The 22,539-nt window shown below is 33.9% G+C and carries 22 protein-coding genes; 12 read left to right on the top strand and 10 right to left on the bottom strand.

All coding sequences use genetic code 11. The annotated features are described in order from the left end of the window. Positions 1-113: 113 nt before the first annotated feature. Positions 114-275, bottom strand: a complete 162-nt coding sequence (gene rpmH, locus GIY83_RS24255; RefSeq protein WP_008464848.1) for a 50S ribosomal protein L34 — start codon at positions 273-275, stop codon at positions 114-116. A 166-nt stretch (positions 276-441) separates the two neighbouring features. On the opposite strand from rpmH, the gene GIY83_RS24250 reads away from it, so the two are divergent. Further along, positions 442-957 carry a hypothetical protein gene (locus tag GIY83_RS24250; RefSeq protein ID WP_035682014.1) on the top strand — a complete coding sequence of 172 codons (516 nt, stop codon included), beginning with the start codon at positions 442-444 and terminating at the stop codon, positions 955-957. A gap of 295 nt (positions 958-1,252) precedes the next feature. Here the strand turns inward: GIY83_RS24250 and GIY83_RS24245 are convergent, their stop codons facing one another. Next, positions 1,253-1,912 (bottom strand): alpha/beta hydrolase, encoded by a 660-nt coding sequence (locus GIY83_RS24245; RefSeq protein WP_194616778.1) that lies wholly within the window; start codon positions 1,910-1,912, stop codon positions 1,253-1,255. Between the two features lie 291 nt (positions 1,913-2,203). On the opposite strand from GIY83_RS24245, the gene GIY83_RS24240 reads away from it, so the two are divergent. Next, the gene (locus tag GIY83_RS24240) at positions 2,204-2,515 is read left to right on the top strand and encodes a GNAT family N-acetyltransferase (protein ID WP_228520454.1); all 312 of its coding nucleotides are present in this window, start codon (positions 2,204-2,206) and stop codon (positions 2,513-2,515) included. A 3-nt stretch (positions 2,516-2,518) separates the two neighbouring features. Here the strand turns inward: GIY83_RS24240 and GIY83_RS24235 are convergent, their stop codons facing one another. The 3 genes from GIY83_RS24235 to GIY83_RS24225 form a co-directional block, all read right to left on the bottom strand. Further along, positions 2,519-3,949, bottom strand: coding sequence for an anion permease (locus GIY83_RS24235; RefSeq protein WP_208683905.1), 1,431 nt, complete (start codon positions 3,947-3,949; stop codon positions 2,519-2,521). Positions 3,950-3,969: 20 nt separating this feature from the next. Beyond that, complete coding sequence (locus GIY83_RS24230; RefSeq protein WP_229029169.1) at positions 3,970-5,121, bottom strand: porin; 1,152 nt, start codon at positions 5,119-5,121, stop codon at positions 3,970-3,972. 61 nt (positions 5,122-5,182) lie between these two features. Continuing rightward, complete coding sequence (locus GIY83_RS24225) at positions 5,183-6,373, bottom strand: hypothetical protein (protein WP_194616780.1); 1,191 nt, start codon at positions 6,371-6,373, stop codon at positions 5,183-5,185. 267 nt (positions 6,374-6,640) lie between these two features. On the opposite strand from GIY83_RS24225, the gene GIY83_RS24220 reads away from it, so the two are divergent. From GIY83_RS24220 to GIY83_RS24210, 3 genes are read left to right on the top strand one after another with little or no spacing between them, the layout of a single operon-like run. Further along, positions 6,641-8,023, top strand: a complete 1,383-nt coding sequence (locus GIY83_RS24220) for a TolC family protein (protein ID WP_229029168.1) — start codon at positions 6,641-6,643, stop codon at positions 8,021-8,023. 12 nt (positions 8,024-8,035) lie between these two features. After that, positions 8,036-8,989: an HlyD family secretion protein gene (locus tag GIY83_RS24215; protein WP_194616781.1), complete on the top strand. Its 954-nt coding sequence runs from the start codon at positions 8,036-8,038 to the stop codon at positions 8,987-8,989. Between the two features lie 4 nt (positions 8,990-8,993). Next, positions 8,994-10,151 (top strand): ABC transporter permease, encoded by a 1,158-nt coding sequence (locus GIY83_RS24210; protein ID WP_208683903.1) that lies wholly within the window; start codon positions 8,994-8,996, stop codon positions 10,149-10,151. Positions 10,152-10,239: 88 nt separating this feature from the next. Here GIY83_RS24210 and GIY83_RS24205 read toward each other — a convergent pair whose 3' ends face one another. The 3 genes from GIY83_RS24205 to GIY83_RS24195 all read right to left on the bottom strand — a co-directional run bounded on the left by GIY83_RS24205 (position 10,240) and on the right by GIY83_RS24195 (position 14,853). Beyond that, a complete protein-coding gene (locus GIY83_RS24205) occupies positions 10,240-11,817 on the bottom strand; it encodes an anaerobic C4-dicarboxylate transporter (protein ID WP_229029167.1) in 1,578 nt (525 codons plus the stop codon). A 37-nt stretch (positions 11,818-11,854) separates the two neighbouring features. Beyond that, on the bottom strand, positions 11,855-13,009 hold the full coding sequence (locus tag GIY83_RS24200) for a porin (RefSeq protein WP_208683902.1): 1,155 nt from the start codon (positions 13,007-13,009) through the stop codon (positions 11,855-11,857). Positions 13,010-13,218: 209 nt separating this feature from the next. Next, on the bottom strand, positions 13,219-14,853 hold the full coding sequence (locus GIY83_RS24195; RefSeq protein WP_194616783.1) for an ABC-F family ATP-binding cassette domain-containing protein: 1,635 nt from the start codon (positions 14,851-14,853) through the stop codon (positions 13,219-13,221). A 333-nt stretch (positions 14,854-15,186) separates the two neighbouring features. Here GIY83_RS24195 and GIY83_RS24190 point away from each other — a divergent pair, with 333 nt between their 5' ends. From GIY83_RS24190 to GIY83_RS24170, 5 genes are all read left to right on the top strand, one after another. Further along, positions 15,187-15,858 carry a response regulator transcription factor gene (locus GIY83_RS24190; RefSeq protein ID WP_208683900.1) on the top strand — a complete coding sequence of 224 codons (672 nt, stop codon included), beginning with the start codon at positions 15,187-15,189 and terminating at the stop codon, positions 15,856-15,858. Continuing rightward, positions 15,858-17,129: a cell wall metabolism sensor histidine kinase WalK gene (locus GIY83_RS24185; RefSeq protein WP_208683898.1), complete on the top strand. Its 1,272-nt coding sequence runs from the start codon at positions 15,858-15,860 to the stop codon at positions 17,127-17,129. Before GIY83_RS24190 ends, GIY83_RS24185 begins: the two co-directional genes overlap by 1 nt. Positions 17,130-17,200: 71 nt before the next feature. Next, entirely contained in the window at positions 17,201-17,644 is a 444-nt protein-coding gene (locus tag GIY83_RS24180; RefSeq protein WP_208683896.1) for a PepSY-like domain-containing protein, read from the top strand. Between the two features lie 26 nt (positions 17,645-17,670). Continuing rightward, positions 17,671-18,132 carry a PepSY-like domain-containing protein gene (locus GIY83_RS24175; RefSeq protein ID WP_208683894.1) on the top strand — a complete coding sequence of 154 codons (462 nt, stop codon included), beginning with the start codon at positions 17,671-17,673 and terminating at the stop codon, positions 18,130-18,132. A gap of 146 nt (positions 18,133-18,278) precedes the next feature. After that, positions 18,279-18,722 (top strand): PepSY-like domain-containing protein, encoded by a 444-nt coding sequence (locus GIY83_RS24170; RefSeq protein ID WP_208683893.1) that lies wholly within the window; start codon positions 18,279-18,281, stop codon positions 18,720-18,722. Positions 18,723-18,934: 212 nt separating this feature from the next. Here GIY83_RS24170 and GIY83_RS24165 read toward each other — a convergent pair whose 3' ends face one another. Both GIY83_RS24165 and GIY83_RS24160 read right to left on the bottom strand, forming a co-directional pair. Beyond that, positions 18,935-20,110, bottom strand: a complete 1,176-nt coding sequence (locus tag GIY83_RS24165) for a GlmU family protein (RefSeq protein ID WP_208683892.1) — start codon at positions 20,108-20,110, stop codon at positions 18,935-18,937. Between the two features lie 327 nt (positions 20,111-20,437). After that, entirely contained in the window at positions 20,438-20,692 is a 255-nt protein-coding gene (locus GIY83_RS24160; RefSeq protein WP_029272307.1) for a type B 50S ribosomal protein L31, read from the bottom strand. 246 nt (positions 20,693-20,938) lie between these two features. Between GIY83_RS24160 and GIY83_RS24155 the strand changes: the two genes are divergently transcribed. Together GIY83_RS24155 and GIY83_RS24150 are read left to right on the top strand one after the other, a co-directional pair. Then, positions 20,939-21,472, top strand: a complete 534-nt coding sequence (locus GIY83_RS24155; protein WP_194616790.1) for a DUF4199 domain-containing protein — start codon at positions 20,939-20,941, stop codon at positions 21,470-21,472. A gap of 18 nt (positions 21,473-21,490) precedes the next feature. Further along, positions 21,491-22,447: a glycosyltransferase family 2 protein gene (locus GIY83_RS24150; RefSeq protein WP_194616791.1), complete on the top strand. Its 957-nt coding sequence runs from the start codon at positions 21,491-21,493 to the stop codon at positions 22,445-22,447. Positions 22,448-22,539 lie beyond the last annotated feature (92 nt).

Below are 22,539 nucleotides of genomic sequence, written 5' to 3'. Positions count from 1 at the left end.
CAAAATCATTCACAGTGCTTTAGAAACTAGAATGTTACATTTTTTTTTACCGACAAGGTATAAAAAAAGGCGATACTAAAAAAGTAATCGCCTTATGTATGTTTATACAAACATTATTTTTTGTGTCTAGGCTCGCTAGAAACAGTTAATTTATGTCTTCCTTTAGCTCTTCTACGCGCCAGAACTTTTCTTCCATTCGCAGAAGCCATTCTGTCCATAAATCCGTGCTTATTTCTTCTTTTTCTTTTCGATGGTTGAAATGTTCTTTTGCTCATTGCTTTGTATCTTTAAAATGGTGTCTATTTTCTGTTTTTCTGTTTTGAATATCATTATTCCAAAACCGAGTGCAAATATACAAAGACTTTTTTTTCTCGCAAGTAGTTTTATAAAAATATTTTTAATTCATTTTACTATATTTGCAATCACAAATATACATCTATTATGTTTCACAAAAATATTAAACTTATTTTAGCCGGACTTCTTGTAGTTGCTGGCATCTGGCAATTTACGGAAAGCAATATCGGGAACGGAATCTTCCTTATATTATTGACGGCAATTCCAATATTTCTTTACTTTAAAAACGAATTTATCCTTTTAGCCTTCCTAAAATTAAGAAAACAAGACTTCGAAGGTGCTAAAAAATGGCTGGCATACATCAAAAACCCGGAAGCGGCTTTAGTTAGAAAACAACAAGGATACTTTAATTACCTTCACGGAATCATGTTATCTCAAACAAATATCAATCAGGCTGAGAAACATTTCAAAAAAGCAATCGAACTAGGACTATCAATGGATATGGATTTAGCCGTAGCAAAATTAAACCTTGCTGGAGTTGCAATGTCACGCCGCAGAAAGCTTGAAGCAACAAACCTACTTAACGAAGCGAAGAAATTAGACAAGCAAGGAATGCTGAAAGAGCAAATCACAATGATGAAAGATCAAATGAAGAAAATCTAGATTTCTTTAAATCACAATATTTTAAAATCCCAAATTCCAAAGAGTTTGGGATTTTTTGTTGTCAGGCTCATGGGAATCGAAGCGTCAACCCAATCTTGTCTTTGCAAGGAACGAAGCAATCTCATGCAGCACATCTTGAAAGCTTGCTTATTGTTTGGATGGTTGCTTCGTGCCTCGCAATGACTTTGTTTGCGCATACATTTTTCACGCAACTACCTTTATATAAGATCCCTAATCACAAAACATTTGGAATTTGGGATTTTAAAAAAAAAAAAAAAATGCAATTTCCCAAAATTTAATCTTCCAAGATGATCGAAGGTAAATTCTCATTCAGCCATTTATATTTATTCAGGATCATAATATGAGTTCCGCCTTTTACCACAATACAACTGTTGATATACTTTATAGGAAAAACATCATCCTGATCGCCATGAATATGAATCACTTTTGTATCGATTTCATTTCTGTCCCATAAAATAACCGATTCTACTGCCCATTGCAAATACTTAAGATCACGAACCGCTAAAAACTTCTCGTATAATTTAATTCGTTTATTGATTTTTTCTCCAAACGAATATTTTGCCAGATTTTCGATATTCAAAATCAACTTCATCGGAATCAGCTTGTAGGCTTTTGTAGTTTTACCAATTTTCATTCTTCTTGGAAATTCAACATTACTTCTCACACTCGAAATAATAATTACTTTTCGGGCTTCGATATGTTTTGCGATTTCCTGAACCAAAATTCCTCCAAACGAAACCCCAATTAAAACCGGATTCTCATGTTTGATATTTTTCGAAATTCTAAGCGCATAATCAGACAAGGATTCTTTGGGTTGCGGAATCTCCCATTCTAATAAACATACCTCAAAAACAGATTCGTCTAATTTGATTCTTTCAAAAATAGCAGGACTAGCCGCCAGACCAGGCATAAAATATACAGGGATTTTACTCATTTTAACAGAAACAGATTATGGTTACAGCTTTTAATTACAAGCTAAAATTACTTTATTTAGCAATATGCACTGCAAATCTTACACCATAATTATTTTAAACAAAATAAATTTACAAAAAAGCATACGTAACCCAAGCCTTTACCGGACTATCAAAAAATAATTTTATATTGAAAATCAAATGATTACCTTTGCACTCATTATAACCAATATCAAAAGATCCGTCCAAGATCTTTTGCACAATACTATTAACGTTCTTTTTCTATTATTTTTTTAATTCAATCCCCAAAAAACATGACTAATATGGAACCTATTGAAACTATGGAAATCAAAGACAATACTTTTGCAAGACAATTTGAAACCATAGTACCTGAAGGATTACTTTCTGTTGAATATTCATTTCAGGAAAAGAAAATCTTTCTAACCAAAATCAACTCACCAGAAGGTTTTGACAATCAAGCATTAATTGATGTCGTACTTAAAAACATCATGGAACTAATTATCGAAAAAAAATTCAGATTAATGCCTATTCATCCCAGAATTGTATTATTCATCAAAAAAAATCCTCAGTACAAGGAATTACTTCCTCCCGGAATTCGAATTTAATTTTTAAAAATACCCAATAAGTCTTAGCCATAGCCCACCGATAACCATGTAAATAAGCAACATTGTTAATCCGGTGACTAAACCTTTGACCCACCAGCTTTTTAAATCAACGTAGCCGCTCCCAAAGAAAACAGGTGCCGGCCCATGACCATAATGTGTTAAAGTTCCGTAAAGAGATCCGACAAAACCAAGCATAAAAGCTAATAACAAACCAGGAATTCCAAGCGAAACCCCTACACCAAGCAAAGCCGCATACATCGCAGCAACGTGTGCGGTCGCACTTGCAAAAAGATAATGACTAAAAAAGTACACCAGTATAATAATAGGAAAAGCCATTTGCCAGCTTAAACCTCCTATTTCGGCTTTTACCAAATTACTAAACCAGCCTATAAATCCTAATTCGTTGAGCGAACTGGCCATCATCACCAAAACCGAAAACCAAACGATGGTATCCCACGCTCCTTTTTCGGCTTTTACATCTTCCCACGTCAATACTGATGTTAAAAGCAAAACGACCAAACCAATAAATGCCGTTGTGGTAGCATCGATAGAAAATAAATCTCCTGTCATCCAAAGAAATAACAAAATAAAGAAAGTCAGCAACATCAACCATTCATCGCGAGTGATCGCACCCATTTCTTTTAGTTTCTGACCTGCAATTTGCGGAGCATCTCCTGTTTTCTTTAATTCAGGCGGATAGATTTTATATAACACAAAAGGAATCACAAAAAACGAAACCAAACCCGGAACGATTGCAGCAGTTGCCCAGGAAATCCAGCTTATTTTAATCCCCAAATCAAGGGCGAATTTTTGACACATTGGATTACTGGCCGTCCCCGTTAAAAACATTGACGAAGCGATCAGATTGACATTATAACTACTCAAAGTCAGGTATGAACCCAATTTCCTATGTGTTTCCGGCTTTTCAGGATCTGAGCCAAAACTCATTGCCATCGATTTCATGATAGGATAAATAATCCCTCCTCCTCTTGCTGTATTACTTGGCACGGCTGGAGCCAAAACCAAATCAGCTAATCCTAAACCATAGGCCAGACCAAGAGAACTTTTTCCGAATATTCTAATAAATAAAAAAGCGATTCTGTTTCCTAATCCTGTTTTAATAAAACCTCTCGCAATAAAAAACGAAATCCCGATCAGCCAGATTACTTTATCCCCAAAACCTCTCAGTGCCAAAGTAATTGATTTTCCCGCCTCACCCGGAGCTAACACTTGCGAAAAAGCTGTTAATGCAATAGCAATCATACACATGGTTCCCATTGGCGCCGCCTTTAGAATGATCCCTAAAATAGTAGAGACAAAAATGGCAAATAAGTGCCAGGCTTCATTTTTTACACCATCCGGAGCAGGAATTAACCAGATTGCAATTCCAGCTACAAGTGTGATTATGGCTTGAGGAATTTTTACTTCTTTCATAAGATGAGAATTAAATTAAACTAAAGTCTGCACTGAAACTGAATTAAAAACAGGTTGTCATTATAATATGCTGTATTAGGAATATTTTTATCGTATTTATCGATTTCAAATCCCATTTCAATACGACCTGTATAAGCTTTACCAAATTCAAGACTTATCATTGGCGTATAAGTTCTCCTTAAATTTGGACTTGTTTTAAAATTATTATCAAAGGATTCAAATCGGCAGGATAACTCCAATGCAGTCAGTTTTTTATAATCGACCAGATATCTTAAATTAGGTAAAAAATAAATACCACGCATTTGATAATCATCAATTTTAGCAGTTCTGCCTTCCGGAGGCAAAGAAAAATATAAATTTTGATTCGTTCCCTGTTTATATTCAATTTGCAAATCAAAAGTAAATTTATCGGTAAGCTTAAAATCACTTGTAATATCTGCCCCTACAGCAAAAACCTTTTGATTAGATCTTTTTCCAATTCCACCATTCAAACCCAAATTTATTTTATGAACTTTTGATAATCCAAAAACCCATCTGGTAGCATATTGTTTTCCGTTATCATTGTCCATTTCCTGATTTCTTCCGTTTCCGTTTAAAACTGAAATAGCATAACTTATAGGGATTTTACCTACATCGACAGATCCTGTTGCAGAAGCTCCGATTTGAAAACTCGTCCATCCGTTTTTCCCAAATTCATAATACTGGTTCGAAAAGTCAAATGATTTTATAATATCTACCGGAACTAATTCTTCAATACCAAATGCCGGACGAAACTGACCTCCGGTTAAAGCGATATATTTATTAAAAGTATATTTTGCATAAGCATTTTCAAGCACCTTCCCTTTAGGATCTGATTTGAAATCGGCCAGATTCACTAAAATTACAACTTCAGTTGCTTCACTTAACTTTGTATTTAGCCCTATACGCATTCTTTTAATATCAAACGAACTTTGAGTAACCTCACCTGTCGAATGATGAACTCCCAAAACATCTACATTTTCACCAAAACTTTCTAAATATCTAGCCTGTAAAAGACCTTTAAACTGAAACTGTGGATACTTAACACTACTTTCAGAGTCTTCAGGCGCAGGCTCAATGCCCGTTTGGGCATTCATAAAAAGTGGCAGTATAAAAAAAACAAAAACGATTATTACGTGTAAATTTTTACTCATAAGTACTACAAATAAAAAATTAAGCCAATATTGGCAATTGTAAAATTTCGAGCTCTTACTCTTATCTTCTATTCGAACCTCCATTCGCCGGTCTGGTCGTTGCTGGTCTTGCTACGGGTTGTGTTGGTCTAACAGCCTGGCGTGTAGACGGATTAGTTGGAGTAACCGGTCGCGTAGTTGGCCTTGTTGTAGGCTGTGTTGGCCGTACGGCAGGTCGGGTTGAAGGATTGGTTGGAGTTACAGGACGCTTTACAGGTCTTGTTGTATTTGCTGGTCTTGTCGATGGATTAGTAGGACGCGTTACAGGTCGGGTTGTATTTCCCGGCCTTGTCGAAGGGTTAGTCGGACGTGTTGCTGGTCTCGTTGTATTTCCTGGTCGGGTTGGTCTGGTAGAAGTTACCGGCGCCGGTCTTTTATAATCCCTGCCATTATAGGTAGTATTATAGCGACCGTTTGTACGGTTATCTCTCACGATTACCGATGTATTTCTTCTTGACACATAGTTATTGTAATATCTTGGATTTCTTATTACAACCGTTCTGCGATAATAAGGACTTCCGTAATAATGTCCGTGATAACCCCAATAATCATGGTAATAAACCGGACGCCACGGATGCCAGTAAGCAGGATAATATCCCCAATGCCATGGAGATCTATAAGCAACATATACAGGCGAAAATAAAAATAATACAACTGGCCATGCGCTCACACTAGGACTTACATAACTCGGGTTAGTGGTTGTTGTATTATAATTATTGGTTGTGTTATTATTTACAATTACACTACCATCACTTTTATAACCGGGATTTGGTGTCCCTGAAACACTATCTGAAGGTTCTACAATATAATTTTTACCATATAAATCTTCATCGCCAATGGCCTGAACGTGCACATTATTCTTTTTATCTTTATCAACTTCGATAACAGCGACATCTTGTGTTTCGTTATTATTAACAGCAACCTGAAGCACAATTACATGTGTATTGCCTTCCTTATGACTCTCGACCTCGATATAATCGATTTCTCCATCATTATTTAAATCTAAATTATTAACCTTATTATCCGGATCGTTTAATGCTTTTTCGAAATCTTCTAAAGTTTTAGATTTTTGAAAAATATCCAATACTGCATACAAATTAAGATTGTCCCCTGGTAAACCTAAAGCAACAGGCTCATTATCTGTTTGAGAAAATACAGGCAGACTAAATAAACCAGTCATTACAATAGCAAAAAATAAGAAGCGCTTTTTCATGTTAATAATTAGTTAAATAGAATTATGATGACTAAGGTATAAAAAAAACGTAAGAATTTAACATCATTACATAACTTTCTATAATTGAGACAAAAAACAGTCTAAACGTATTTTTTCTAAACCATTTTACTTGCAACAAAGCTTCTAATGTAAGATTAATATTCTTAACTTTGTAAATACCCCTCAACCTCTTAAGATATCTTTCTTTTATAATATCTTACAAAATACTCTTTAAGATTTATTACAACTTTAAGAAACAAAATTACGATGAGAAAACATTTACCTATTTTCATTTTCTTTCTTTCACTAACTTACAGCTACGGTCAGATTGAAGTTTCGAGAACTCTTGAAGATGCTATAAATAAAGCAATAGAAAAGAGTGTTTCATTAAAAAATAAAGACCTGGATATAGAGAAATTAAATCTTCAGGAAAAAGGTGTTTGGAACAAGTATATCCCTACTGTTGAAGCCAGCGCGCTATATACTTATTTTGATAATAAACTAACCGTCGATCTTCCTACGGCTACCATACCTATTGTAAATTATCCATTATTTGATGGGAAAACGGCTTTTAAAAATTACGGAAATATTTTTAACGGAAGTGTAATGGCCAAAACAGTTCTCTTTAGCGGAATGCAAATCCCGAACGGAGCCAAGGCAATTCAAGAAAAAACCAAAGGAACTGAATTTTTAAAAGAATCTGAAAAAGATCAAATCATAAAAGACGTCATTAATACATTTGACCAACTTGAGCTATTAAAACAAATAGACCAACTTATAAAAGATAGCGAAAACCGACTGGAAACAGAAACCAAACGTGTTACAAAAGCCATAGAACAAGGACTTGCTGTTCCGTATGACAGAGATAAAATTAAATTGGCATCATTAGAACTGGCTTCAAAAAAAATTGAACTGGACGGAAAACGAAGATTGGTTTATAAAAAGATTCAATATCTGACAGGATATTCTATTACTGAAATTGAGCAAGTTCAATACAATTTGGTTCCGTATTTAATTACAGATGAAAAATTAAGCACGCAAAACAAGCAGGAGATAAAAGCTCTGGAGTCGTTTAAAACCGCTTACGAATATTTATTAAAAAAGGAAAAAGGCACTTACTTACCTACTTTAGGCGCGTTTGGAGGTGTTTCGTATTCGAGTTTATTTAATGCAAATGCGACAACACCAATCATTACAGGAATAAACGAAGCTTTATATTTAGGATTAAACGAAGCAACGATTAGCAACAACTGGGTTGTGGGCGCGGCCATGAAATGGGAAGTTTTTTCAGGTTTTGAAAGAAAACACAAAGTACACGAAGCCAAGATAAACATAGAACAAGTTCAGAACCAGATCGACGATACCAAAGAAAAGTTAGAATTACTTCTCGAAAAAAACTTTGTTGATTATAGCGTTCTGACTCAAAAAATCAACATTACGCAACAACAGGAAAAAGTAGCAGGCAACAATTTGAATCTGGCCATAAAACAATATAAAGAAGGTTTGATCAACATATCTGAACGTTTGGAAGCCGAAAATGATTCTTATAAGGCATCGGTAAATAAAACCACTACTTTAATCGAACAGCGATTATCAGCCATTGAAACCATCATTGCTACCGGCGATCTATCAAAAAAATTATCTAAATAAAAGTTCTATTTTATGAAAAAAGTAATCATCATAATCAGTTTAATTTTCATTTTTATAAGCTGTCAAAAAGCTAAAAAAGAAAATGTAATTCAGGGAAAAATAGAAAAAGAACAAATTGCCGTTGTGAGTAAAATTCCGGGCAAAATTTTAAAAATCTTTGTCAAAGAAGGAGATATTGTCCAGAAAGGAGATACGCTTGCGATCCTTGATATTCCGGAAGTAGATGCTAAAAAAAGTCAGGCCGAAGGCGCTGTAATATCGGCCAAAGCACAATATAAAATGGCTGTAAAAGGAGCGACCGAAAATCAAATCAAACAGCTTGAAGCCAAAAAAATGGGGTTAAAAGAACAATATGAATTTGCTCAAAAATCAATTAAGCGACTGACCAACATGCTAAAAGATTCTTTGATATCACAACAAACTTATGATGAAACTTTTGCCAAATATCAAGGCGCTCAGGCACAATATAATGCCGTGGTTGCCGAATTGGACGACGCCAAAAAAGGTGCCCGTATCGAACAACAAACAATGGCTCTTGGTCAGCAAGACAGAGCTCTTGGCGCATTGCAGGAGGTAGAAACTGCTGATAAGGAACGTTATATAATTGCACCACAAAATATGAGTATCGAAACTATTACTCTAAATCTTGGCGAACTGGCTTTACCTGGTTATACTTTATTCAACGGATATATTGCCAATAGTACTTATTTTAGATTTACCATACCAGAAAATCAATTGGGACAATTTAAAAAAGGTCAGCAAATAACGGTTCATGTTCCATATAAAAAAGAAGATATAAAAGGAACGATTTCTACCATAAAACAACTTGGAGCTTACGGGAATATTGCAACCGCATATCCGGATTATGAAATGCAGGAAAGTTTATTCGAAATAAAAATAACACCTTCTAACGTAGACGGAACAAAAGATCTTATTACCAAAACCACTGTTACTTTATCTCTTTAGAACTATGCAAAATTTCTTTTCATTGCTTAAACGGGAATTCAGATTATTCTGGAGCAATAAAGTCCTGAGATTGCTTTTTATTGGAGCACCAATTCTCTATGGCGTTTTATTGGGTTATGTATACGGAAAAGGCAAAGTGACCGATTTACCTATCATCATTGTTGATCAGGATCACTCTGAATTAAGCTCAAAAGCCATTCAGATGTTTGAGGATAATGAGGTGCTTTCGATTGCTTCAATCTTGTATGATCAAAACAATCTTTCGCAAATTGCCATTCAAAAAGAAGCGACTTGTGTTGTTATTATTCCGAAGGATTTTGAAAAAATGACACTTACCAAAAAGTATCCGGAGATTACCACTATAGTAAACACCTCAAATGTTCTAACCGCCAATTATGCTTCAACAGCCATACAGGTTTGTCTTGGAACATTGAAAGCCGGAGTTCAAATTGAAACCTTAAGAAAACAAGGCGTTCCTGAAAATTTACTGGCATCGCAATACGAACCTTTTAAAACTACTTTCATAAAAAAATACAACCGGAGCACCAATTATATGTATTTTCTTTGGCCGGGTGTTTTGGCGACTGTTTTACAACAAGTACTTTTATTAGGATTAGCGCTTTCATTTGCATCAGAATTCGAAAATGGAACTTTTGAAGATTTAGTAAAAAGGTGCCCATCAATTTTAAATCTATTAGCTGTAAAAATGATTCCCTACATGATTATGAGCTTTGGTATTTGGTTCATTTACTGGCTTTTTACTTTATGGTTCCGATTACCTTTTTACGAAAATTTATTGCCGCTTACTTTTATTGCCGGCATATTTGTGCTTTCGGTTTCTTTTATTGGTATTCTGGTGAGTATTTTAGTTCCAAGCCAATTAAAAGCTACTGAGATTTTAATGGTTATTGCAACTCCAAGTTTCATCTTAAGCGGATTTACCTGGCCTTTAAGTCAAATGCCACAGGCTGTTCAGGCAATTGCGAATGTGATTCCGTTAACGCATTTCCTAAAAGCTTTTCGAATATTGATCATAGAAAAGGGAACTTTTTCTCAAACCACAAAACCTATTTGGAACATGGTTATCATAGGCATAGTTTGTTTTATTGCAGCTTATATTGCGTTATACTTAAAAAAGAAAAGCGTTTTGAAAGAAGTTTAAAACATCTCATTTAAAAACAATAAAAAAGCACAAGATCCCTCTTGTGCTTTTTTTAAATTAACAAAACTGTAAATAATAATAAATTAACTCATAATAATTTCACCAATCCAAACCCTACAATAACCGCGGTCCAAACTGCAATCATCCCCGGAATCATGAAACTATGATTTAATATCCATGAACCCGCTTTTGTTGTTCCGGATCTGTCAAAATTTATTGCGGCCAAATCACTAGGATAAAAACAGAAGAAGAAATACGCATATGAAGCTGGTATACAAGCAATCAATACCGGTGTCGGAATCCCTAAAGAAATTCCCAGAGGCATAATAACTAACAATGTTGCAGCCTGACTTTTCAGGAATGCAGAGGCGCAAAACATTGCCAGGGCAAAAGTCCACGGATGTGCCGTTACAGTTTCGCTAATAAGCGACAAGATGTAAGGTTTATTGTTTTCTATTACCGTATCACTCATCCAGGCAATACCAAAAATCATAATTGCAGCTACCATCCCTGCATTAAATACTTTGGTATCAGAAATACTTTTAGCTGATATTTTTGTTGCAAAAAGTATTATCGCACCAACTGCAAGCATTACAAATTGCAATACGATACTCATTTTTAAAGGATTTCCCTCTTTATCTAATGGAAGTATCGCTTCGGGAAAAATAGCAATAATTACAATTCCTAAAATTCCCAGCAGGAAAAGTGCTAAAGCTGTTTTAGATTTTTTTTCAAACTTGTTCGTTTGTTTCTCTAAATCTCCAAAAATGTATTTTCGTTGTTCTTCATCTTTTATTTTTTCCTGAAAATCAGGATCGTTTTCTAAATCTTTTCCTCTTTTCAAGCTCCAAAGTGCTGCAAGAAGCAAACCGGCAAGACAAGACGGAATTGTAATTTTTAGAATATCTATAAGACTTACATGTAAATTGGCTGCTGCAAAAATTCCAACCAATGCTGCTGCAGCTGCCGAAATTGGACTTGCCGTAATTCCTAACTGACTACAAATTGCTGCCATTGCCATTGGGCGTTCCGGGCGAATTTTATTCTTTATCGAAACATCATAAATAACAGGTAATAAAGGATAAACCGCATGTCCTGTACCTACAAGCATAGTAAGAGTAAAACTTGTTAATGGTGCTAAAAACACAATTTTATTTGGATTTTTACGCAGCAATTTCTCAGCATAACTTACAATTAAATTCAGTGCTCCTGTCGCTTCTAATGATGATGATGTGGTAACGACCGCAAGAATAATTAGCATTACTTCTATTGGAGGTTTTCCCGGTTCTACTCCATATAAAAACACTAATAAGGTAACACCTAAACCACCAAGCATACCCAAGGCAATTCCTCCATATTTTATTCCGAAATAAATAATTACAAGAAGTAAAACCAATTGGCTCCAAAACAAAAATGGGGCATTTGCCGGTATTGCTTTTTCAGTGTTTGTTTCTGCTTTCTTAACCGAATCACCTTGTGCTTTTTGCCTAGCAGTAGTTTCTTTTGCATCAATTGCCTTCGAAACATCCGGAATAGGAACATCGGCTATTTTTTGTTCTACAACTATACTTTCTTTGGTTTTGCTCTCTGCCTTATTTGCAAAACCAAAAGTAACTCCCGTAATTATCATAAAAAGACAAAGACGCATTTTTACACTTATTTTCATTTTAATTATATTTTAAATATTTGTTAATGGGTGATATTTAGAAAAACCTGCCTTGAAATTGTATAATAAACAGGTTGTTATCGTATGCTGTAGAATTTGCTATATTGTGTTTGTAGTTATCGAACTGCATTCCCATTTCGATGCGTCCGGTATACCCTTTTCCAAATTCCAAACCTGCCATTGGAGTATAAGTTTGTCTGGCGTTTGAATTGATTTTGAAGCTTCTGTCAAAATATTCATAACGACACGAAAATTCTATGGCAGTTAATTTTTGATATTTGATTTCATATCTCAAATTAGGCAGGAAATAAGCGCCACGCATTTCATAATCATTAATATTTGTTGTTCTTGAATCTGCAGCTAAAGAATAATACAGGTAATGATTGATTCCTTGTTTTGCTTCAAGCTGAGTTTGTAATATTAATTTATCTGACAATTTGAAATCAGCTGTAAGATCTAGTGCAACTGCAAAGACTTTGTGATTAAAAACCTCACCAATACCACCATTAATTCCAAAATTGATATTATGTTTTTTATCTAGTTCAAAAGCAAAACGCGAAGAATATTGTTTACCATCGTCTTTGTCTGACACTTGGTTTCTTCCATTACCATTTACAGCAGAAAAAGCATAACTAACGGGTAGTTTACCTAGATTAAAACTTCCAAAAACAGAAGCTCCAATTTGAAAACTCGCCCATCCATTGTTTCCAAATTCAGTATATTGATTGGAGTAATCAAATGATCTAAGAATGTCAGCAGGATTTAATTCCTCGATTCCAAAAGCGGGTCTAAACTGACCTGCCATAACACCGATATTTTTACTAAAAGTGTATCTTGCAAAAGCATTCTCTAAAACCTTTCCTTTGGGATCTGATTTAAAATCAGCAAAATTGGCCAGAATAACGATATCAAAACCTTCACCTAATTTGGTGGTAAGCCCCAGACGCATTCTTTTAATATCAAAAGTATCTTCGACCGCATCACCATTTGTATGTTGAAGTCCTGTTGTGGCATCTATACCATGCGAAAAGCCACTTAAGTAGCGTCCCTGAAAAAGTCCCTGCACTTTAAATTGCGGATACTTTACTTCAGTTTGGGCATTAGAATCTGTTGTTTGCCCACTTGATAAAAAGGGAAATAAAAAGAGTAGAAGTACAATCTTTTTGGAGAAAAATTTATTTAAAACGTTCATAATAAAAGTTTAGATTATTTTATTTTATAAAAACCAAGCTACTTACAGCCCTATTTTACTCTACTAAAATTATCTAATCCTTATAATTGCAGTTCTGATTTATATCATGTTTTTAACATTTGTTTAATAATTATTTTTCTATATTTTTTAATAAAAAAAAGGCGTTAGAATTAACTAACGCCCTTGATATTATTATATTTTTAACTAGATTACTTCTCAATCTCTCGCATAGAATCCATTTTTTTATGAGCAAGGAAACCAGCGACATCTTCAAAATGTTCTTTGACACGTTTGTTTCCAAACTCAAAAACTTTAGTAGCTAATCCGTCAAGGAAATCACGGTCGTGCGAAACCAGGATTAAAGTTCCGTCGAAGTCACGTAAAGCATCTTTAATGATATCCTTAGTCTTCATATCTAAGTGATTCGAAGGCTCATCCAGAATCAGTAAGTTAACAGGTTCCAACAATAATTTGATCATTGCTAAACGTGTTTTTTCTCCTCCTGAAAGTACTTTTACCTTCTTGGTAATATCATCTCCCTGAAACATAAAAGCTCCAAGAATATTTTTTATTTGTGTACGAACGTCTCCAACGGCAATATTATCGATGGTTTCAAAAATCGTAGCATTTTCGTCTAATAAAGAAGCCTGGTTTTGTGCAAAATATCCAATTTGAGAATTGTGTCCAATTTCTACACTTCCTTCATCGATACCAATTTCTTTCATGATCGCTTTGATCATAGTTGATTTTCCTTCACCATTTTTACCTACAAAGGCCACTTTCTCGCCTCTTTCGATCACAATATTAGCATCTTTAAAAACCACATGATCTCCGTATGATTTAGAAAGTTCTTTTACTACAACCGGATATTGTCCTGAACGTGCTGCTGGTGGGAATTTTAATTTCAAAGCTGAGTTATCTACTTCATCAACTTGTACGATAACTAATTTTTCAAGCATTTTAACACGAGACTGAACGGCATCTGTTTTAGAAAAAGTTCCTTTAAAACGATCAATAAAAGCTCTGTTATCAGCAATCATTTTTTGTTGCTCATCATACGCTTTTTGTTGGTGTACACGACGATCTTTTCTTAATTCTAAGTAATGAGAATACTTCGCTTTATAATCGTAGATTCTTCCCATTGTAACTTCGATAGTACGATTGGTAATATTATCCACAAACGCTCTATCGTGCGAAATTACTACAACCGCTTTTGCAGAATTGATCAGGAATTCTTCTAACCATTGAATACTTTCAATATCCATGTGGTTGGTTGGCTCATCCAGTAAAATCAAATCCGGCTTTTGCAATAAGATTTTAGCCAATTCAATACGCATTCTCCATCCTCCTGAAAATTCAGAAGTCTGACGTGTAAAATCTTCACGCTCAAAACCTAAACCAACTAATATTTTTTCAACTTCTGCTTCGTAATTTATTTCTTCGATAGCATAAAATTTTTCACTTAAGTCAGAAACTCTTTCGATCAATTTCATGTAAGCATCACTTTCGTAATCGGTACGAACGGTTAATTGTTCATTGATTTCATCGATTTCAGCTTTCATTTTAAAAATTTCACCAAAAGCTTTTGAGGCTTCTTCCATTACAGTCGAACCATCTTTAGTCAATAAATGCTGAGGCAAATATGCTACAACAGCATCTTTTGGAGTAGAAATACTTCCCGTAGAAGGTTTGCTCTGACCTGCAATTATTTTTAAAAGTGTCGATTTTCCCGCACCATTTTTACCCATAAGGGCAATTTTATCATTTTCATTTATAGCAAAAGAAACATCGCTAAATAATGTAGTTCCACCAAACTGAACCGAAATGTCGTTAACTGTAATCATTTAGATTTTTAGATTTTTAGACTGCTTAGATTTTTAGACTTCTTAGCAAGTGTTTTTTTGAAAGCGCAAAGATAGATTTTAATTAGAATGTGCCAATGAGATAATTAGATAATTTCTGAATTAGAAAATTTGCCAATTTGAGAATGTGCCCATTAGAAAAATCTTAAAATGAAAAATATCATAATGACATATTTTTTACCACACTCAACAAATTATCTAATTGACACATTGACTAATTTTCTAATTAAAAAAAATGTTCCCAAATGTTTCCAGAAACGGGGTTTTATTTTGAACTTGTATTCATACATTTGAAATACACAAAACAGGCAAAAGATGAAAATTTTAATAATAGAGGATGAAGCTGGTTTACGTGAAGTGGTACAACAATCACTTGAAAAAGAGAAATATATTGTAGAAACTGCATATGATTATATTTCGGGGCTAGACAAATTGGGCGCTTATGATTATGATTGCATTTTAATTGATATCATGCTCCCAAACGGAAACGGACTGGATTTACTGCAAGAATTAAAACGACAAAAAAAGCAAAGTGCCGTGATTATTATTTCGGCAAAAGATGCTGTCGATGATAAAGTAAAAGGACTCGATCTGGGTGCAGATGATTATTTGAGTAAACCTTTTCATTTATCTGAATTGCATGCCAGAATCAAATCCGCCATACGCAGGAACAATCATAATGGAGATAATCTGATTGTCTGGAAAAACGTAACGCTTTCTCCGGAACAAAGAACGGTTTCTATAGATAGTAAAGAGCTAATTTTAAATAGAAAGGAATTTGATTTGCTCTACTATTTCATCATTAACCCAAACCGACTTATAAATAAAACCGCTATTGCGGAATATGTTTGGGGCGACCATACCGATCAGGCAGACAATTTAGATTTTGTATATTCGCAGATTAAAAATTTACGAAAAAAACTAAAAGACAGTGATGCCGAAGTTGATATTCAGGCGGTTTATGGTATTGGATATAAAATGAATTAATGAAATTACAAAATTATACTCTTCGCTATCTGGCCATAACATTATTGCTTGTAATCCCAATTTGGGCAGGGATTTTTTATGTGCTGATTTTAGATGAAGTATATGACAATATTGATGATGATTTAAAGAACTCCAAAATCATGATCATTCGTCATGCTTTTGCCAATAAGGAATTATTGAACTCTCCTGAATTCGGAATCAATAAATTTACCATAAAACCACTTCCTAAAGGGGAATATTCTAATAAAGAGGAATTTTCGACCTCAAAAGAATTTATGGAATATGATAACGACGATGAACCCATTCGAACTTTAAAAACTGTTTTTAATGATGATAAAGGAAATCCTTATGAATTGACCATAAAAGCCTCGATTGTTGAAGAAGATGAGTTACTCGAAGATTTATTTCTGGCCTTAATAGGTTTATATGTTATGCTTGTTATTAGCATTCTGGCCGTTAACCATTTATTATTACAGAAAATCTGGAAATCTTTTTACACCATTTTAGAAAATCTGAAAGAAATAAAACTAGGAACCGGAAGCCAACTAAAAGCAATCGATTCTCCTATTGACGAATTTAATATTCTGGAAAAAGAAGTCGAGAAAATGCTCAATCGTAATGAATCGATTTATTCAAGCCAAAAACAATTTATCGAAAATGCTTCTCACGAATTGCAAACGCCTTTGGCCATTAGCATCAACAAACTCGAATTGTTTGCAGAAAATAGTGTTCTTGCCGATGAGCAATTAATGGAAATAGGAAAAATTACCGATACCTTAAGCCGATTAACGAGATTGAACAAATCTTTGCTGATGTTGTCGAAAATCGAAAACCAACAATTTTCTGAAGAGGAAGATGTTAATTTCAATAAACTTATTTTAGTACTAACAGAAGACTATTTTGATCTGGCCGATTTTAAAGAAGTAAAAATTACGGTAACCCAAAATGATACTTTATATTTTAAAATGAATAAAGGTCTGGCGATTGCTTTGATTAGTAATTTATTAAAGAATGCTTTAATACACAATCATCATAACGGTTTTGTGAATTTCATCATCAATAAAAACAACATCACAATCTCGAATAGCGGCAATAATTTTCCTTTAAACTCAGACCTTATCTTTAATAGATTCTACCGTCATACTACGACAAACGAGTCTACCGGTTTAGGTTTATCGATCGTGAAATCTATTATCAATAATTATTCTATTACGATCGAATATCTATTTACCAATAATCACCAATTCAAAATTATTTTTCCAAAAAAGTAGTATTTTTCTTCCTTTCCTAATTGTTTCCAAATTCAGGTTATACACTTGTATCAGAATTAAAACACACAATTATGAAAACGAAATTAAATCTGGCTGCATGCCTAGTTGTAGGATTAACATTTGGACTTTCTGCAAATGCACAAAAATCAGTGATTACAAAAGCTGCTTTACCTGCAAATGCACAAACTTTTTTAAAGACTCATTTTACAGGACAGGAACCAACTTCTATAATTGAGGATAAAGAAACATTCTCTAAAGATTACAAAGTAAGATTTGCCAACAACATTGAGGTAGAATTTGACGGAAAAGGAAATTGGGAAGAAGTCGATGGTAATCACCAAACAATTCCCGCTACTGTAATTCCTAAAAATATTGCGGCTTACATAAAAACAAATTTTCCCAATACCACAGTTACTAAAATCGACAAAGGAACCTGGGGCTACGAAGTAGATTTAAGCAATGGCATAGAACTGGAATTTAACTCAAAAGGGAATTTTTTAAGAATCGATAATTAAACAACATCAAATTAAATAATACAATCATGAAAAAAATATTTTTAACCGGCTTTATCGCTTTATCACTTTTATTTACCACTACATCATGCGATAGTGACGATGATAATAACGAATCTGTAATTAATGTTAGCGATTTACCAAAAGCTGCAGATACATTTGTTACGACTTATTTCCCTAACACGACTTATGTTACTATAACAAAGCAAAATATTGCTGATATAGACGGATCTATTTATGATGTTAAACTAAGCAATAATTTCGAAATTGATTTTGATGCCAATGGAAACTGGATCGATATAGACGGGAATCATCAGGCAGTTCCTGTTGCTCTGATTCCGGAGAAAATACAAACGTATGTAACAACAAATTACCCTAATCAGTTTGTGACTTCTATTGATAACGAAAAAACAACTGTCGAAGTTGAACTTTCTAATGATTTAGATTTAGTTTTTGATCTTCAGGGAAATTTCCTTCGAATTGATCAATAAGAATCATACATAATACTAAAAAAAGCTCCGAAATTAAAGTCGGAGCTTTTCTGGTTTAAGCTATTTCCTCTTTTAAATTCAAATCTATATTCTTACATCTTTAAAAATTTAGCCTTATCTTGTATAACAATTAAAATCAGCAAATTATGAGAATGAAATTAAACTTGATAGCCTGCCTAATTGCAGGATTAATATTTGGACTTTCTGCAAATGCACAAAAAACCGTTATTAAAAAAGAAGCTTTACCGGCAAATGCTCAAACTTTTTTAAAAACTCACTACGGATCAAAAAAGCCCAGCTATATACTAGAGGACAAAGAATTACTTTCTACAGAATACAAAGTTCAGTTTGACAATAAAACCGAAATCGAATTTGATAAAAAAGGAAACTGGAGAGAAGTAGACGGTAATGGGGATAAAATTCCTTCGTCTATTATCCCGAAAAAAATCGCTTCGTATGTAAAAACAAACTTTCGCAAAGAGAAAATAACCAAAATTGAAATAGGAACTTTTGGCTACGAAACGAAACTCACCAACGGTTTAGAATTAAAATTCAACTTAAAAGGAGATTTTACTAAAATCGATAAATAGTATTTAACTAAAATCTTACATTAATTTTTTGCCACAGATTATAGGATTATCACTGATTATTTCTCTAAAAAAAGTATAGCGTTTTCAAAAAAATCTTTTTTAATTTTATAATCTGTGGCAAAAAATGCAAAAACAAAACCCGACAAGTTCTACAACTCATCGGGTTTACTATTATTATCTCATTATCAAATTGACTAATTATCTAATTAAAATCAGTCTTTTCTCCATTTTTTAGTTTCCTCAAAAATATGCTCTAAGATGGCAGATTCTGTTTCGTCGAAATCTATATTTCGTCTTCCCATCACTAATTTGGCAGTTTCAAATGCTTTTTTGGTTACATAAGTAGTAAATCCGGCAGCTCCACCCCAGGAAAAACTCGGTACAAAATTGCGAGGAAAACCACTTCCGAAAATATTGGCACTTACTCCTACTACAGTTCCGGTATTAAACATCGTGTTGATTCCGCATTTACTATGATCTCCCATCATCAAACCACAAAACTGAAGTCCGGTTTTGGCAAAACCTTCGGTTTCGTAACTCCATAATTTTACTTCTTCATAGTTATTTTTCAGGTTCGAATTATTACTATCAGCTCCAATATTACACCATTCGCCTAAAACAGAATCTCCTAAAAATCCGTCGTGCCCTTTGTTTGAATTGGCAAAAAGAATCGAATTTTTAACTTCTCCCCCTATTCTTGATCCCGGACCAACTGTTGTTGCACCGTACACTTTGGCGTTTAGCTTTACCTGTGAATTTTCGCATAAAGCAAAAGGACCACGAATTACGGTTCCTTCCATAATTTCGGCATTCTTACCTATATATATAGGTCCTGTTGAAGCATTCAGCGTAACAAACTCTAGTTTTGCTCCTTCTTCGATAAAAACATTCTCAGGCGCTATAACATTTACGCTTTTTGGGATGGGCTGCGATTTTCTGTCTTCGGTTAGGTAAATAAAATCTTCACGAATCGCCGCGTCGTTTTTAGAGAAAATATCCCATGTATGTTCTACAGTCAGAGCATCTCCGTTATATTGGATGATTTCGTATGAATCAAAATCTACTTCTTCCTGATTTTCTGTAGTAAAAAAAGCGATAACATCCTCCCCTTTAAAGATGGCTTGATTTTCTTTTAAATCAGAAACCAGTTCTGCAAGGGTATCATTTGGTAAATATGCCGCATTGATCATCACATTTTCTTCCATTTCCACCATTGGGAATTTGGTTGATAAGTAATCTTCGGTAATCGTTGTTATGGTCGAACCTAAACGCGCTTCCCATTTTTGGCGAATCGTCATGATTCCGATTAGTATGTCAGCAACAGGTCTTGTAAAAGTAAAAGGTAGTAAAGCATTCCGGACGGGACCGTCAAAAAGAATGTAATTCATAAATATAAAATTTGTACTTGTTAAAATCTTGATTTGGTTATCGAGATCAAAGTTACAAATATTTTATTGGTTTCATAAAACCGATTGAAATCGCATATTGAAATTTTACCACAGAGTGCACAAAGTTTTTTTTCAGCAGAATTTTGTAAAAACACAAAGAACACCAAGCTTTGCGAACTTGTTTTAATAAAACTTCACTAAAATCTTTGTAAACTTTCAGAAACCTTTGTGAGCTCTGTGGTTAAAAATCGATGTTATTAAAGCAAAAATAATCCCATAAAAAAAGCCTTCCGGATTGGAAGGCTTTTGTATAAGTAAAAACAGTTATTAGTTTTTAACGTGTTTTGCATATTTAGTTTTGAATTTATCAATACGTCCTGCAGTATCGATAAGTTTAGATTTACCAGTATAAAAAGGGTGAGATGTTCTAGAAATCTCCATTTTTACAACTGGATACTCAACTCCGTCAACTTCAATTGTTTCTTTTGTATCTGCAGTAGATTTAGTGATAAAAACTTCGTCATTTGACATGTCTTTAAATGCAACTAATCTGTAATTTTCTGGGTGAATTCCTTTTTTCATCTTTTCTTTTTATTTTATTGTTTAGAGCATTTCTATTTTGAAGCTTTTTCATGGTTAGAAAAAGGTGTAAACAAAGGATACTCTTTTTTTGTTTAAAACTTTTAATTATTTCAGTTTGCAAATTTACAATTCTTTTTTAATCTACAAATGTTTATCCCACTTTTTTTTAGTTAAATTCAAAAAGCTTTTTTATCTCTCATATATTGGGAATTGCTATATTTGTGGATTAATTAAACTAATAATTATATGGATAAAAATATATCTCCTGCCAAGTCGGGAACTATGTACGGTCTTTTGTTCGGTGTTATAATGGTTTTAGAGTTTGTCATTATGTATGTAATTGGCATGAAATCATTAGTAAACTCAAGTGTTGGAGTAATTGTAAATATAGCCAACTATTTAGTTCTGCCTCTTATATTTATATACTTAGGTTGCAATCATTATAAGAAGGATATCAACAATGGATTCATATCTTTTTCTGAATGTTTAAAAACAGGAGTTTCAATTACTGTTATTGCAGGTCTGGTATATGCCGTATTTAGTGTGATTTTTAATCTGATATTTCCTGAATTCATAAACGAAATGTTAGAAATTTCTAAAGAAGGAATGATAACTCAGAATCCTAATATATCGTCAAAAGAATTAGAAATGGGACTTAGCATGGTTAAAAAATTCATGAACCCATTAATTGTTCTTCCAGTAACACTTGTCATGTATTCATTAATTGGATTAATTTATTCTTTAATTATTGGAGCAATAGTAAAGAATGACAAACCTTAAGTCTATAATAAAATATAAATGAATCTATCTATACTTATACCGCTTCTTAACGAAGAGGAATCACTAAAAGAACTCTATTCGTGGATTATTAAAGTGATGCAATCTAACAATTACTCTTATGAAATCATTTTTGTAGATGATGGAAGTACGGATGATTCTTGGAATATTATCGAAAGTTTTTCTAACGAAAACCCTAACGTAAAGGGAATTCGTTTCATGAAGAACTTTGGAAAATCACAGGCCCTTCATGCTGGTTTTGCAAAAGCGCAAGGAGACGTTATTATTACTATGGATGCCGATTTGCAGGATAGCCCGGATGAGATTCCAGGATTATACGAAATGATCACGGCTCAAAAATTTGATTTGGTTTCGGGCTGGAAAAAGAAACGTTACGACTCTGTAGTGGCAAAAAACCTTCCGTCTAAACTTTTTAACTGGGCAGCCAGAAAAACTTCAGGGGTTGAATTGAATGATTTCAACTGCGGATTAAAAGCCTACAAAAATACGGTGGTAAAAAACATTGAAGTTTCGGGCGAGATGCACCGATACATTCCTGTTTTGGCCAAAAATGCCGGTTTTAATAAAATTGGCGAAAAAGTGGTGATTCACCAGGCACGTAAATATGGCGAAACCAAATTTGGAATGGAACGTTTTATAAACGGTTTCCTTGATTTAATCACAATTTGGTTCTTGTCAAGATTCGGAAAAAGACCAATGCACTTATTTGGAGCAATGGGTTCTCTGATGTTTATTATCGGATTTTTACTGGCGGGTTATATTGGCGTTTCGAAATTGTACCATATGTATAACGGAATGAAATATAGCTTAATCACCAGTAATCCATGGTTTTTTATTGCTTTAACCACTATGATTTTAGGAACTCAGTTATTCCTGGCTGGTTTTCTTGGTGAAATTATCCTGAGAACTAAAAACAATGAAGCACGTTATAAAGTTGCCCGAGAGGTTAATTTTTAACGTAAAGTCCTAGCCCTGATAGAAGGGAAAATCCTTTTTTATTGTTTTTTCTACAATAAAAAAGATTAGAATGATAGCAGGATTAGCTCCTG

The organism is Flavobacterium sp. SLB02, from assembly GCF_009664855.1.
Lineage (GTDB): Bacteria > Bacteroidota > Bacteroidia > Flavobacteriales > Flavobacteriaceae > Flavobacterium.
The sequence above is the reverse complement of the archived record's forward strand: the minus strand, read 5'-3'. Positions and strand labels throughout refer to the sequence as shown.